This window comes from Actinomycetospora endophytica (genome assembly GCF_021026375.1).
In the GTDB taxonomy this organism is placed as follows: Bacteria; Actinomycetota; Actinomycetes; order Mycobacteriales; family Pseudonocardiaceae; genus Actinomycetospora; species Actinomycetospora endophytica.
The window spans coordinates 679470-693249 of sequence record NZ_JAJNDB010000001.1 but is presented as its reverse complement, the minus strand read 5'-3'; the positions used below and the strand labels follow the sequence as shown (position 1 = coordinate 693249).

Annotated in this window: 9 protein-coding genes and 1 pseudogene; 5 read left to right on the top strand and 5 right to left on the bottom strand. The window is 74.6% G+C overall.

Features of this window, described 5'->3' with window-relative positions:
- Positions 1-3: 3 nt before the first annotated feature.
- From LQ327_RS03355 to LQ327_RS03345, 3 genes are all read right to left on the bottom strand, one after another.
- Positions 4-783, bottom strand: coding sequence for an endonuclease domain-containing protein (locus LQ327_RS03355; RefSeq protein WP_230730108.1), 780 nt, complete (start codon positions 781-783; stop codon positions 4-6).
- 218 nt (positions 784-1001) lie between these two features.
- Positions 1002-2180: an MFS transporter gene (locus LQ327_RS03350; protein ID WP_230730107.1), complete on the bottom strand. Its 1179-nt coding sequence runs from the start codon at positions 2178-2180 to the stop codon at positions 1002-1004.
- 83 nt (positions 2181-2263) lie between these two features.
- Positions 2264-3256 (bottom strand): LLM class flavin-dependent oxidoreductase, encoded by a 993-nt coding sequence (locus tag LQ327_RS03345; protein ID WP_230730106.1) that lies wholly within the window; start codon positions 3254-3256, stop codon positions 2264-2266.
- A 286-nt stretch (positions 3257-3542) separates the two neighbouring features.
- Between LQ327_RS03345 and LQ327_RS03340 the strand changes: the two genes are divergently transcribed.
- From LQ327_RS03340 to yhjD, 5 genes and pseudogenes are all read left to right on the top strand, one after another.
- On the top strand, positions 3543-4238 hold the full coding sequence (locus LQ327_RS03340) for a response regulator (protein ID WP_230730105.1): 696 nt from the start codon (positions 3543-3545) through the stop codon (positions 4236-4238).
- Positions 4235-5974, top strand: a complete 1740-nt coding sequence (locus tag LQ327_RS03335; protein ID WP_230730104.1) for a GAF domain-containing sensor histidine kinase — start codon at positions 4235-4237, stop codon at positions 5972-5974. The genes LQ327_RS03340 and LQ327_RS03335 overlap by 4 nt, the downstream gene beginning before the upstream one ends.
- Positions 5975-6020: 46 nt before the next feature.
- Positions 6021-7447: pseudogene (gene cofG, locus LQ327_RS03330) on the top strand (7,8-didemethyl-8-hydroxy-5-deazariboflavin synthase CofG); the annotation flags it as partial.
- An 863-nt stretch (positions 7448-8310) separates the two neighbouring features.
- The gene (locus tag LQ327_RS03320; protein ID WP_230730101.1) at positions 8311-9786 is read left to right on the top strand and encodes a flavin-containing monooxygenase; all 1476 of its coding nucleotides are present in this window, start codon (positions 8311-8313) and stop codon (positions 9784-9786) included.
- A 193-nt stretch (positions 9787-9979) separates the two neighbouring features.
- Complete coding sequence (yhjD, locus tag LQ327_RS03315; protein ID WP_230730100.1) at positions 9980-11038, top strand: inner membrane protein YhjD; 1059 nt, start codon at positions 9980-9982, stop codon at positions 11036-11038.
- A gap of 12 nt (positions 11039-11050) precedes the next feature.
- On the opposite strand, the gene LQ327_RS03310 is transcribed toward yhjD, so the two are convergent.
- Positions 11051-12337, bottom strand: coding sequence for a D-alanyl-D-alanine carboxypeptidase family protein (locus LQ327_RS03310; RefSeq protein WP_230730099.1), 1287 nt, complete (start codon positions 12335-12337; stop codon positions 11051-11053).
- 94 nt (positions 12338-12431) lie between these two features.
- On the bottom strand, positions 12432-13634 hold the full coding sequence (locus tag LQ327_RS03305) for a gp58-like family protein (protein WP_230730098.1): 1203 nt from the start codon (positions 13632-13634) through the stop codon (positions 12432-12434).
- Between the last annotated feature and the right edge of the window lie 146 nt (positions 13635-13780).

The window sequence follows — 13780 nt, the reverse complement described above, 5'->3', positions numbered from 1 at the left end:
TGATCAGAGCTGAGCACCCCGGGCGGTGAGCTCCTCGCGAACCCGCCGCTCGATCCACCGCGGCGTCCGGAAGTACTGGCGCGCGGTGACGGTGATGACCACCCACCCCAGCGCTGTGAGCTCGTCGATCCGTTCCACGTCGCGGCCTCGCCGGTCCTCGAGGGCGTGGTCCTGTCCGTCGTACTCGAGCGCCACCTTCCACGCGGGCCACGCGAGGTCGAGGCGGGCCACGAGCCACGGTCCGTCCCACACCTCGTGCTGGGACACCGGGGGCGGGAAGCCCGCCCGCAGGACGACGAGGCGGATCCGGGTCTCCATGGGGGATTCCGAGCGGGGATCGAGCAGCCGCGCGACCGTCGGGACGTTGCGGCAGCCCCGCGCCGTCCCCAGCGCGACCGCGAACCGCTCCAGTTCGGCGCCGTCGAACCGCCCGACCCGGGCGAGCGCATCCGCTGCGATCACCGCGTCCTCGCGGCCGGCCAGCCGAGCGAGGTCGTAGGCGGCGCGCAGCGGGGTGGACACGCGAAGACCGTCGCGCTCGACGACGTCGGCGTCCCTCACCGGAGCGCGCCGGACCCGGCATCCCGGCGGTGGGCTCTGCCTGCGGTCGGTCACCGCGATCTCGACCGGGGGCTCGGGGCGGGGGAGTACCTCGCACCCCCACCATCGACACGCGGACCAGCCGGTCACGACCGCGGACGGCCCGCCCCATTCCGCGGCCGTCCGGATCGCGAGGAACGTCGAGTCGGGTACCGCGGACGCGACGTACGTGTCGTGCGCCATGCGCCGGAATCCGGGGCCCTGGAGCACCCGCCAGGTCACCCGTCCGGCCCGCACTGCCTCGGAGCCCCGGAAAGGGCGGTCGGTCGGCCACTCGTCGCTCGCCATGGGGCTTCGACGCGCCCCGGACCCGAACGGCTCCATCTTTCGCCGAGGAGACGCTCATGCACGCGGATGCGCCCGGAACGCGTGCATGAGCGTCCCCTCGCCAGGGGCCCCAGCTACAACCGCAGCGCCACCACCCCGGCCACCACCGCCACCGCCCCCAGCACCACGAACGCCGTCCCGAACCCGCCCACCAGCCCGGCCAGGACCACTCCGCCCGCGGGAGCCGGCGCCACGGCCACCGTCAACGGCGCGGAGAACACCCCGTTGATCCGCCCGAACGACGCGGTCCCCCACCGGTCCGACACCGCCGACGCCTGCAGCAGCGTGTGCAGCCCCCGCGCCGCCCCCGCCGCGATCCCGACCGCGATCAACACCCCCACCGGTCCGGGCAGCAGCCCCAGCAGCACGACGCACATCCCGCCCACCACGATCACCAGCGTCACCCGCCCGCCCGGCGTGGTCGCCCGGCACAGCGGCCCGAACACCAGTCGCCCGGACACCTGACCGACCCCGACCAGCCCGAGGCCGAGCGCCGCGGTCGACAGCGGGGCCCCACGCGAGACCAGCAGCGGCACCACGTTGATCGTCGCCGCATAGAGCCCGAACCCGGCCACCGTCATGACCACGGCCAGCACAACGAACCGCCCCGAGCGGACCACCGACCGGGCGCGCTCGGCCTCCTCGGCCGACGGACCGGAACCGCCCGACGACCGCGACCACGGCGGGGTCAGCAGGAACAGGTGCAGCGGGATCGTCACGACCCCGAACACCACCGCGAGCACGACGTAGCTGCCCCGCCACGACAGGTGCCCCACCAGGAACGCCGTCAGCGGCGCGAACACCGTCGACGCGAACCCCGCCACCAGCGTCACCGTCGTCAGCGCCCGCAGCCGCGCCTCGCCGTACCAGCGGGTGATCGCCGCGAACGCCGGCGGATAGAACGTCGCCGCCTGCGCCACGCCACCCAGCGCCCACGCGAGGTAGAACCACGGCAGCGACGGGGCCGCCGACACCGCGAGCAGCGCGAGGACGCCGAGCACCGACCCGGTCGTCATCACCGGTCGCGGGCCGTAGGAGTCGATCAGCCGTCCCACCAGGATGCCGGTCCCGGCGGAGACCACCGCCCCCGTCGAGAACGCGCCCACGGCCGCCGTCGCCGACCACCCGGTGTCCGCGGTGATCGGGCCGAGCAGCACCGGGAAGGCGTAGTAGAGCGTCCCCCAGCTCGAGATCTCGGTGACGCACAGCGCGGCCAGGGCCCGCCCGCGCGCGTCGGGAAGCAGCCGGGCCACCCGGCGAGGCTGCCAGCACACGACAACGCCCGCCCGACGACGGGGGAGCGCGTCGTCGGACGGGCGTCAGGCCTGCGCGGAGGTCAGCTGGCCTCGACCTTCGGCATGATGTCGTTCTTGATCCGCTTGAGGTCGTCGAGCGTCTTCGACACCGGCACGTCGGTGAACGGCGGCCAGATCATCGGCATCGTCATCCCGGCCTCCTTGTAGGCCTTGAGACGGTCGGTGACCTGCTTCTCGGTGCCCACCAGCAGGTTGGACGGGACGCCGTTGTCGGTCTGGTCGGTCTCCTCGTCGGTGATGACCGTCCAGATCATGCTGGAGATCTCGAGGTCCTTCGAGCGCTTCGGGCTCCCGATCTCCTCGAACTGCTCGTCGATGGCCGTGAGCCACTTCCCGAGCTTGGCCGGCGAGTCCTGGATGCCGATCCAGCCGTCGAGGTCGTACTTCGTGATGCGCTTCGCCGAGCGCAGCGGGTCCTTGAGCCCGCTCATGAAGATCGGCGGGCGCGGCTGCTGGAGCGGCTTCGCGCCGAACCCGCAGAGGTCGAAGTCGGCGAACTCGCCGTGGTACTCGAAGAGGTCGTTACCCCAGACGCCCTGCATGACCTCGATCGACTCACGCACGTGCTTGTGCCGCTTGGGGAAGATGTGCGCGGCGCTCGCGGCGGCGAACTCCTCGGGCATCCAGCCGGAGCCGACGCCGACGTTGAGCCGGCCGTTCGACAGGTGGTCGATCGTGGCGAGCTCGGCGGCGAGCACGCCGGGCGCACGGAACGGCGTGTCGATGATGCTCATGCCGATGCGGACCTTCGAGGTCTTCGCCGCGAGCCACGGGATCAGCGGGAAGCCCTGGAACCAGCCGCCCCGCGACGCCACCGGGAGGGCGTTGGGCAGGCCGTCCATCATGCCGAACGAGTGCTGGAGCCCCTCGTGGTCCGACGCCTCCGGGACGACGATCCGGTCGAGCGTCCAGACGGAGTCGAAGTCGAGCTCCTCGGCGAGGTCGGTGAGATCCTCGAGTTCCTTGATCGTCACCTCGGTCCGGAAGTTCGGGAGGTACAGCGCGAGCTTCATGGGAGAGGGCCTCCTGTGGGTGCGTGGGTGGCGACGGGACGACCGGGAGTGTGGCCGTCCGGGCGCTCGGGCAACGCCGCGGCGCGCCGACCCGCCACGGACGCGCGCGCGTCCGCGGGGCGGGCGAGCATCGCTGCGGGCACGGGCCCACCTTGGGTGACCCGCCTCACAGCGCGGACAACGCTTTCTCAACAGGGTCACAACGCACGGTCGCCGGCCGACCCCGGCCTTGTGGGGCCCGTCACCGGGTGGGCACGATCGGCACCGACGGAGGGAGGGGGTCGGAGTGGACCCGAGCGCACCGCGGGTGCTCGTCGTCGACGACGACGAGGCCGTGCGCACCCTCGCGTCCTGGCAGCTGGAGTCCGACGGGTTCGCCGTCGACCAGGCCGGCGACGGCGCCGAGGCCCTCACCGCGATCGACGTCGACCGGCCGGACCTCGTCGTGCTCGACCTGACCATGCCCGGCGTCGGGGGCCTCGACGTGCTGCGCAAGGTGCGCACCGCCGCCGCCACCGAGACGCTCCCGGTGATCGTGCTCTCCGGGCGCAGCGGCGAGACCGACCGCATCGTCGGGCTCGATCTCGGCGCCGACGACTACCTCGTCAAGCCGTTCTCTCCCGGCGAGCTGGCCGCGCGGGTCCGCTCGGTGCTGCGGCGGGCCCGGCCGGCGTCCCCGGAGCCGCCGGTGGACTCCGGGCCCCTCGCCCTGGACACGGTGGCGCGGGAGATCACCGTCGACGGCGAGCCCGTGGAGCTCACCGCGCGGGAGTTCGACCTGCTGGCCTTCCTCGTCGCCCACCCGCGCCAGGTCTTCAGCCGGGCCCAGCTGCTCGCCCAGGTGTGGCGCAGCGAGGGCTGGCAGGGGGAGGCCACCGTCACCGAGCACGTCCACCGCCTCCGCCAGAAGCTCGGCCTCGACCCGGCCGCCCGCCCGCGCATCCGCACCGTGCGCGGCGTCGGCTACCAGCTCGACCCGTGACCGCCCACGCGCAGCCGCGCGGCCACCTGGAGCTCGCGGACACCTCCGGCCTGCTCGACCGCCAGCACCGCGTGCTCGAACTGCTGGCCGGGGGCGCCGAGCGCGGTGAGGTGCTCGGCGCCGTCACGCTCGCCCTCGAGGAGCTGATCCCGGGCAGCCGCTGCTCGGTGCTGGTGCTGGACCCGACGCACGGGACCCTGCACCACGGGGCGGCCCCCTCACTGCCCGCCGCCTACTCCGCGGCGATCGACGGGATGCCGATCGGCGCCGACGCCGGGTCCTGCGGCACCGCGGCGTACCGGGACGAGGCCGTGATCGCCGTCGACATCGCGCGCGACGTGCGCTGGGACCGGTTCCGCACCCTCGCGCTGCCCCATGGGCTCGGGTCGTGCTGGTCCAGCCCGATCCGGGGCCACGACGGCGTCCTCGGCACGTTCGCGGTCTACCACGCCGAGCCGCACTGCCCCGACGAGCGCGAGCGCCGCCTCGTCGCCCGGTTCACCGATCTCGCCGCCGTGGCGCTCGAGCACGACCGGCTCTACGGCGCCCTCGCCGAGAGCGAGGAGCGGTTCCGCCGGGCGTTCGAGGACAACGCCGTCGGGATGGCCCTGACCGACCTCGGGGGACGGTTCCTCAAGGTCAACGAGGCGCTCGCGGCGATGGTCGGCCACCCGGCGACCGAGCTGCTCGTCCAGGACCTCGACACCCTGCTGCGCCCCGAGGACCGCGTGGGGGCGCGCCTGCTGCTGCAGCGCCTCGCGGCCGGGACGGTGCCCGCCGGGCCGCTCGAGGTCGAGCTCCTGGGCGGGGACGGACAGGTGGTGCAGGCGGCGCTCACCGCGTCGGTCGTCGGGGCCGGGAGCAGTCGCTACGTGAGCCTCAACGTCGTGGACGTCACGGCACGGCGGGCGGCGCAGCGCGACCGGATCGCCCGCCGCGAGGCCGAGCTGGCGGCCCGCGTCGCCGAGGACGCGAGCCGCGCGAAGTCGGAGCTGCTCTCCACGCTGAGCCACGAGCTGCGCACCCCGCTCCAGGCGATCATCGGGTTCTCCGAGCTGCTCGGCACGCTCGACCTGCCGCCCACCCGCCAGGAGGCGGCGCTCGGGCACATCGACGCCGCCGCGCGCCACGTGCTCGACCTGGTCGGCGACGTGCTCGACCTCGCCCGGCTCGAGGCGCGGGCGCTGCCGCTGGCGCCGGCGACGGTGGACCTCGCGGAGCTGGTCCACGAGGTGCTCGACCTGCTCGAGCCGGTCGCCGCCAAGCGCGGGATCCGGCTCGGCACGGACCTGGCGCCGAGCGGCGGACCGACCGCCTGCGCGGACCCCCGGCGCGTGCGCCAGGTGCTGATCAACCTCGTCACGAACGGGGTGCGGCACAACCACGTCGACGGCTGGGTGCAGGTCACCGGGGAGGACCAGGACGACGGCGCCGCGGTGCGGGTCCGCGACGGCGGGCCGGGCATCCCGGCCGGCCTGACCGACCGGCTGTTCGAGCCGTTCGCGCAGCTCGGCGGCGGTGAGGGCGACGACTCCGGCGGCGGCACCGGGCTCGGGCTGGCGCTGGTCCGCGGGCTGGTGGAGGCGATGGAGGGCACGGTGACGATCGACAGCGCGCCGGACGAGGGGACGACGGCGACGGTGCTGCTGCCGCGCGCGGAGCCGGCGGGGCTGCCGGAGCGCCCCGCAGGCGTGGCCGCCCCCGCCGCACCGGGCGTACGTTCGGGCCGTGGCTGATCACTTCGGTGGTGCGGCGCGCCGGGGCGCCTCACCCGACGGCGGCGTGCCCTTCGACCCCGCGACGGACGACCTCTCCGGCGCCGACGTCGACACCGTCGTCGCCCTCCTCGCCGCCCGCGGCCCGGAGCTCGACGACCTGCTGGCACGGGCGGGCGCGCGTCGCGACGCGCACCTGGCCGGCCAGGGACGCGCGGGCGTCGTCACCTACAGCCCCAAGGTGTTCGTCCCGCTGACCCGGCTGTGCCGCGACCGGTGCCACTACTGCACCTTCGCGACCGTGCCCGGACGCGTGCCCACGGCCTACCTGGAGATCGACGAGGTCCTCGACATCGCCCGCGACGGCGCGGCGCAGGGCTGCACCGAGGTGCTGTTCACCCTCGGCGACCGCCCCGAGGACCGCTGGCGCGCCGCCCACGAGTGGCTCGACGCCCGCGGCTACGCCTCCACCATCGACTACGTGCGGGCGTGCGCGCAGGCGGTGCTCGACGAGACGGGGCTGCTGCCGCACCTCAACCCCGGGGTGATGAGCCCGGCGGAGCTGGCCTCCCTGCGCTCCGTCGCGCCGTCGATGGGGATGATGCTGGAGTCGACGTCGACGCTGCTCGTCGAGCCCGGCGGGGCGCACTTCGGGTCGCCGGACAAGGACCCCGCGGTGCGGCTGCAGGTGCTGGCCGACGCCGGACGCGCCCGGATCCCGTTCACCAGCGGTGTTCTCGTCGGCATCGGCGAGACGCTGCGCGACCGCGCCGAGTCGCTGCTCGCGCTCGCCCGCCTGGCCCACGAGCACGGCCACCTGCAGGAGATCATCGTCCAGAACTTCCGCGCGAAGCCGGACACCGCCATGCGCGGCGAGCCGGACGCGGAGTTCGACGAGTTCGTCGCGGCCGTGGCGGTCGCGCGGCTGGTCATGCCGCTCGGCGTCACCGTCCAGGCACCGCCGAACCTGGCCGGCGAACTGGGTGACGAGACCACGGAGCACAGCGCCCACCACGACCAGGAGCTGCTGCTGCGCGCCGGCATCGACGACTGGGGCGGCGTCTCCCCGGTGACGCCCGACCACGTCAACCCGGAGCGGCCCTGGCCCGGCCTCGACGACCTCGCCCGCGTCACCGCCGACGCAGGCTTCATGCTGCGGCCCCGCCTGACGGTGCACCCGCGCTACCTCGGCGACGGCCACCTCGGTGGCGGCTGGATCGACCCCGCCGTCGCGCCCGCCGTCGCCGCGCTCGCCGACGACGACGGCCTGGCCCGCCGCCGCGACCGGGTGGGATCGGCGTGACCGCGCCCGCCGCCGTGCGATCCCGGCTGTCCGCGGCCGAGCGCGATCCGGCGGGCCTGCCCGACGACGGCTACGTCGAACTGCTCGGCGCGGACGGCGACGAGCTCGAGGCGTTGTGCGCGCTGGCCGACGGGCTGCGTCGCGACACCGTGGGCGACGCGCTGTCCGTCGTCGTCAACCGCAACCTCTCGCCCGACCTGGTGCACGACCCGGAGCACCTCGACGCGCTCGTCGACGAGGCCTGGCAGCTCGGGGCGACCGAGATCTGCGTGCAGGGGCCGGTGCCGGTGGACGCCGGACCCGACGCCGCGCTGGAACTCGTCCGCCGGATCACCGCGCGGCAACCGCTGCACCTGCACGCGTTCCGGCCCGCCGAGGTGGCGCAGGCGGCTGAACGGAGCGGCCGGACGCCGAAGGACTTCCTCACCGCCGCCCGGGACGCGGGCCTCGGCTCGGTGCCCGGCACGGCGGCGCGGATCCTCGACGACGACGTCCGCCGGCTGCTCACCGACGGCGCCGACATCCCGGCGGCCCGGTGGATCGAGCTGGTCACCACCGCGCACGAGGTGGGGCTGCGCTCGACGGCGACGATCGTCTACGGCCACGTCGAGACCCCGGCCCAGCAGGTCGCCCACCTGCGGGCCCTCGCGGCGATCCAAGACCGCACCGGCGGCTTCACCGAGCTGATCGCGATGCCGCTGGTGGACGTGCCGGAGTCGCTGGTGGGCCGGGTCCGCGGGGCCTCGCCGCGCGAGACCCGCGCGCTGCACGCCGTCGCCCGCCTGCTGCTCCACGGCCGGATCGACCACGTCCAGGCGGCCTGGCCGAAGCTCGACCGCGGCGTGGTGCTGGACATCCTGCGCGGCGGCGCCGACGACCTTGGCGGGCTGCTGCTCGACGGCACGCTCGATCCGGCCGCCGGCGCGGAGGCGGGGCGGATGCTCGGCGTCGACGACGTGACCGCGATCGCGGCGGAGCTCGACCGGCCGCTGCGCCAGCGGACCACGCTCTACGGCGACGTCCCGGCGGAGCGCGTCACCGTGGGCCGGTCGCCGTGAGCGATCGGACCGGCGCCGAGGTCGACGTCGCGATCGTCGGGGCGGGCTTCGCGGGGCTCGGGCTCGGGATCCGGCTCGCCCGCCGGGGGCACGCCGACTTCGTCGTGCTCGAGCGCGCCGACGACGTGGGCGGGACCTGGCGCGACAACCGCTACCCCGGCGTGGCCTGCGACGTCCCCTCGCACCTGTACTCGTACTCGTTCCGTCCGGCGCCGGACTGGTCGCGGGTGTTCGCGCCCGGCGAGGAGATCCACGACTACCTGCGGCGCGCCGCCGTCGAGGAGGGCGTCGAGCCGCACGTGCGCTACGGCGCGGAGATGAGCCGGGCGCGCTGGTCCGCGCGCGACGGCCGCTGGGAGGTGACGACGACGGCGGGCACCTGGTGGGCCCGGGTGCTGGTCGTCGCCGCGGGCCGGCTCGCCGAGCCGCACGTGCCCGACATCGAGGGCCTCGACGACTTCGACGGCCCGGTGATGCACACATCCCGCTGGGACGACGACGTGGCGCTGGCCGGCGCCCGGGTCGGGGTCGTCGGGACCGGGGCGTCCGCAGCGCAGGTCGTCCCGCGCCTGGCCGGCCGGGCCGGGCAGCTGACGGTCTTCCAGCGCACCCCGGCCTGGGTGGTGCCGCGCGGGGACCGCCCGTACACCCACGGCGAGCGCCGTCGGCTGGCCGAGCACCCGGAGGCGGCCCGCGCGCTCCGAGAAGAGATCTTCGACGACGCCGAGCGGGCCGTCGACGCGCGGCGCCGGGTCCGGCCGGCGATCGACGAGCTGCGCGAACGGGCGCGCGCTCACCTGCGCGACCAGGTCGACGACCCCGACCTGCGCGCCCGGCTCGAGCCCGGCTACGAGATCGGCTGCAAGCGCATCGTGCTCTCCGACGAGCTCTACCCCGCGCTCGCCCGCGACGACGTGACGCTCGAGGACTCGGCGCTGGCCCGCCTGGACGGCCGGACCGCGGTCGCGGCGTCCAGCGCGCGGTACGACCTCGACGCGCTGGTCCTGGCCACCGGGTTCCACGCCGCGCGCCAGCCCTACGCGCCGCGGGTGCACGGCCGGCGCGGCACCCTGGCCGAGCACTGGGCGGACGGGATGACCGCCTACGCGTCGACCACGGTGCACGGCTTCCCCAACATGTTCGTGCTCGACGGTCCGAACGCGAGCCTCGGGCACAACTCCGCGATCTACATGATCGAGACGCAGATCGAGTACGTGCTCGGCGCGCTGGACCACCTCGCGCGCGCCGGCGGGCCGCTCGAGGTCTCGGCCGCCGCCGAGCGGGCCTACGTCCGCGACCTCGACGCGGCCGCCCGGGACACCGTCTGGCTGACCGGCGGGTGCCGCAGCTGGTACGTCGACGAGGTCAGCGGTCGGCTGACCCTGCTCTGGCCGGGCTCGGCGCGCTCGTTCCGGGAGCGCAACGCCCGCTTCGACCCGGCGCCCTACGTGCCTACCGCCCGTGAGTGGTGATCAGCGTCTGATCGCCGCACACTCCACTCACACGGTGGACCCACGTCTGGCGTGATCCCCCGCTCCGGCGGGTAGCTACTCCCCGTGCGCGCTCGCCCGGGCCGGGGTCGCCCCGGGCCGCGACGGTCGGGCGCGCGTCGGGGACGAGCGCCCGCCGGGAGGTCCCGGGGGCACCGAGAGGGGCGAGCGCGCCATGACGACAGCCACCGCCGGCACCGCCGACGGGACGTCCGAGCCGACCAGGCTCGAGCAGATCCGCGAACGGCACCACTGGCTCGACCACCTGCTCCGGGCGGGCACCCGGTACACCGAGAAGCACGGCGACCACTACGCCGCGGCCATCACGTACTTCTCCATCCTCGCGCTGGTGCCGCTGCTCATGATCGCGTTCGCCGCGGCGGCGTTCGTGCTGGCGAACAACCAGGATCTGCTCACCCAGATCCAGAACAGCATCACGCAGGCCGCCCCCGCCGGGCTCGGTGCGCTGCTGAACTCGGTGATCCAGCAGGCGATCGCGCAGCGCAACGCGGTCGGCATCATCGGCCTGCTCGGGGCGCTCTACTCCGGCCTGGGCTGGATGGGCAACCTCCGTGAGGCGCTCTCCGAGCAGTGGGACCAGCGCGACGACCCGCCGGCGATCCTGAAGCGCTACGGCGGGGACCTCGTCGCGATGATCGGCCTCTTCGTGGCCCTCGCCCTGTCGTTCGCGGTCACCGCCGTCGCCACCGGCGCCTCGCACGGCATCGCCGAGGCCCTCGGTCTCGACGGTCAGGTCTGGGTGCAGGTGCTGCTGTCCATCGCGGGCATCCTCATCACCCTCGGCGCGAACTGGCTGGTCTTCGTCTGGGTGATCGCCCGGTTGCCCCGCGAGCCGGTGACGCTGCGCTCGGCCGGACGGGCCGCGATCCTCGCCTCGGTCGGGTTCGTGATCCTGCAGCAGGTCATGACGGTCTACATCGCGAGCGTCACGAACTCGCCCGCCGGCGCCGCGTTCGGACCCATCATCGGGCTGCTGGTGTTCGCCAACTTCGTCTCCCGCTTCATCCTGTTCGTCACCGCCTGGGCGGCCACGCTCAAGGAGAACGAGCGCGACGACTACCCCGAGCCGGCACCCGTCATCGTCCGGCCGGAGGTGACGGTCGGCCGCACCCCCGGGGCGCGGACGACCGCCGGGCTGCTCGGCGTCGGGGCCGTCCTCGGCGTCGTCGGCAGCATCGTGGGCGTCAACGGGATGCGCCGCGGCAAGCGCTGACCAGGCCGGTCGCTACCCGCGGCGGCGGAGCCGGGCCGCCAGCACGATGAGCCCGAGGACGACCACCGCGCCGATCGCGACCGGGGTCTCCCAGTTCGTCGTGCCGGTGGCCGGCGAGGCGGTGTCGGCGCTCGCCCCGGCCGCCGGTGACGGGGTGGGGGTGGCGAAGTCGCCGACGGTCTGGCCGGTGGGCGGCTGGGTCAACTGCCCGACCGACGCATCCTTGGGAAGCGAGAAGCCGTAGTCGAGCAGCGCGATCCCCTGCTCGTACATCGGCACCGGCGTCTGCTCGCCGTGCATCAGCACGACGACGAGGCGGCGGCCGTCGCGCTGTGCGGAACCGATGTAGGTGTGGCGGGCGTCGTCGGTGAACCCGGTCTTGCCACCGAGCGCGCCCGGATACCGGCCGAGGATCTTGTTGTCGTTGCTCACCGTGACCGGGGGGTGCGGCGGATAGCCCGGGATCACTGTCTGCTTGGTCCCGACGGCCTGCGCGAACGGCTCGTGCTGCATGCCCAGGCGGAAGATGCTGGCGAGGTCGTAGGCCGACGACGACTGGCCGGGCCCGTCGAGTCCCGACGGCGTCGCGGCGCGGGTGTCGAGGGCACCGATCTGCGCCGCGGTGCGGTTCATGAGGTCGACGGTGCCGGGCACCGAGCCGGTCAGCTGGATCGCGAGCGCGTGCGCGATGTCGTTGCCCGACGCCATGAGCATGCCGTGCAGGAGCTGGTCGACGGTGTACTGCCCGCCCGGCCCGATGCCGACCCGGGTGCCCTCCTGGTTCGCGTCGTCCTGGGTACCCACGACGACCTTGTCCATCGGGAGCTTCTGGGCGACGAGCAGGCCGGTCAGCGTCTTGAGCAGGGACGCGGGCCGCAGCCGGGCGTGCGGGACGCGGGCGGCGAGGACGGCGCCGGAGTCGAGGTCGGCGACGACGTAGGACTGCACCCCCACCGCCGGCGGCGCCTTCGCCCCCGGCGGGACGACGGTGCCGCAGGTGCCCATGTTCGGACCGCCGACCGGCTGGGCCGGGACCGGCAGCGGGGCGGGCGCGGACTGCCCGGGCCGCGGCGCCTCGGACTCGTCGACGGGGTTGGCGGGCTGGTCGACCGCGGGGCATGCCGCCTGGTCGGCGGCCCCGGGGGCGGGCCCGGCGACGCCGGGGGAGGACTCGGCGACGCCGGGAGCGGGCTCGGCGGCGGCCGTCCCGGGCGCCGCCCCGAGCAGGAGCAGGCCCGCGACGATCGCGGCCGCGATCAGGGATCGCGACCGGCGCGCGGCCCGCGGCGTCGATGGCATCGGTCACCGACACTAGTCGGAAGTGCTCCGACGACGGAGGGCCCGCCCACCCGGTGGGTGGACGGGCCCTCGCGTGCCGGTCGGAGCCGAGGCCTCAGGCGTCCGCGCCCTCCTCGTCGGAGGCGTGGTCGCCGTGCCCGTTGAGGCTGCTCTCGCGTCCCGAGGCGAGCGCGGGCTTGCGCGAGCTGCGGCGGGCGGCCGGGCGGGGCGGCGGGGCCTGCTGCTGCTGGCCGCCGGAGCCCAGGATGATCTCGGCGAAGGTCGAGAGCGCCTCGTCGAGCTGGCCGGCCTGCCGGCGCTCGGACTCCTCGTTCGAGCGGTTGACCAGCGCGACGACGGCCTCGTGGTCGGGCCGGTTCACCAGCGTGCCGTCCAGCTTGTCCAGCGACGCCTCGAGCGCGGACGCGACCGTCGAGACCCGATCGGACAGGCTCGACTCGACGCCGTCGACGCGGGCCGACAGCCCGGACAGGCTGCGCTCCACGCCGTCGACCTTGCCCGAGAGCGCGGTGTCGAGGCCCTCGATCGCGGAGCTGACGGTGCTCTCGACGTTCTCCACGCGCCCGGAGAGCGAGTTCTCCACGCCCTCGACGCGGTTGCCCATGCCGTCGAGCCGCTCGGTCAGCGCCTCGAGGCGGCCGGTGAGGTCGCGGACCTGCTCGCTCGACTGCTCGCGGGTCGACTCGGCGTCGCTCCGGGCGGCCTCGCGCGAACCGGAGATCTCCTCGGAGAGTGAGCGGGAGGTCTCGGTGAGCGCGCGGGAGGTCTCCTCGACCTGGCCGCGCAGCGTCGACTCGACGGAGTCGAGGCGCTCGCGCACCGGGCCGGTGACGGCGGCGGGGAGCCCGTCGAGCCGCATCTCGTGGCGGTCGAGCCGGTTGTCGAGGTCGTCGAGGCGCTTGTGCAGGCCCCCGATGCGGTCCTCGAGGCCGTCCATCCGCCCGGCCACGCCCTCGAAGCGCCCGGCGACACCGTCGAGGCGCCCGTCGAGCTGGGCGAAGGGGGTGGCGAGCCGGTCCGCGACACGGTCGACGATGCCCTCGACCAGGCGCGACAGCGAGGAGACGGCCGACTCCTGGGCGTCGAGCTTCGCGACGGTCTCGTCGAGCCGCTCGGCCAGCACGCTCATCTCGGTGCGGTCCGGGACCTCGGCGAGCCGCTTGCGCATCGCGCCGAGGGCGTCCAGCGCGGCGAGCCGGCCGTGGATCTCGTCGAGCGAGTCGAAGATCTGCTGCTGCTCGCTGTCCCTGACCTCCGCAGCCCGGACGAGCATGCTGCGCATTCGATCGAAGGACATGGTCTGATTGGTGTCGATCACGCGGAGGCCCACTCTCTGCGGGGATGACGGGCAGTGGGAGACGAAGCCGAGCGGAGCCCGACCCCGATCGTCGTCGGAGGCAGGCTAACCAGGGTCGATGACCCGATCGGACGCGCCCCTGGCTC

Bases quoted from the DNA above. Each gene is read 5' to 3' on its own strand.
- LQ327_RS03310 (WP_230730099.1), bottom strand. From the start codon at position 12,337: ATGCCATCGACGCCGCGGGCCGCGCGCCGGTCGCGATCCCTGATCGCG.
- LQ327_RS03305 (WP_230730098.1), bottom strand. From the start codon at position 13,634: ATGTCCTTCGATCGAATGCGCAGCATGCTCGTCCGGGCTGCGGAGGTC.
- yhjD (WP_230730100.1), top strand. From the start codon at position 9,980: ATGACGACAGCCACCGCCGGCACCGCCGACGGGACGTCCGAGCCGACC.
- LQ327_RS03345 (WP_230730106.1), bottom strand. From the start codon at position 3,256: ATGAAGCTCGCGCTGTACCTCCCGAACTTCCGGACCGAGGTGACGATC.
- LQ327_RS03355 (WP_230730108.1), bottom strand. From the start codon at position 783: ATGGCGCACGACACGTACGTCGCGTCCGCGGTACCCGACTCGACGTTC.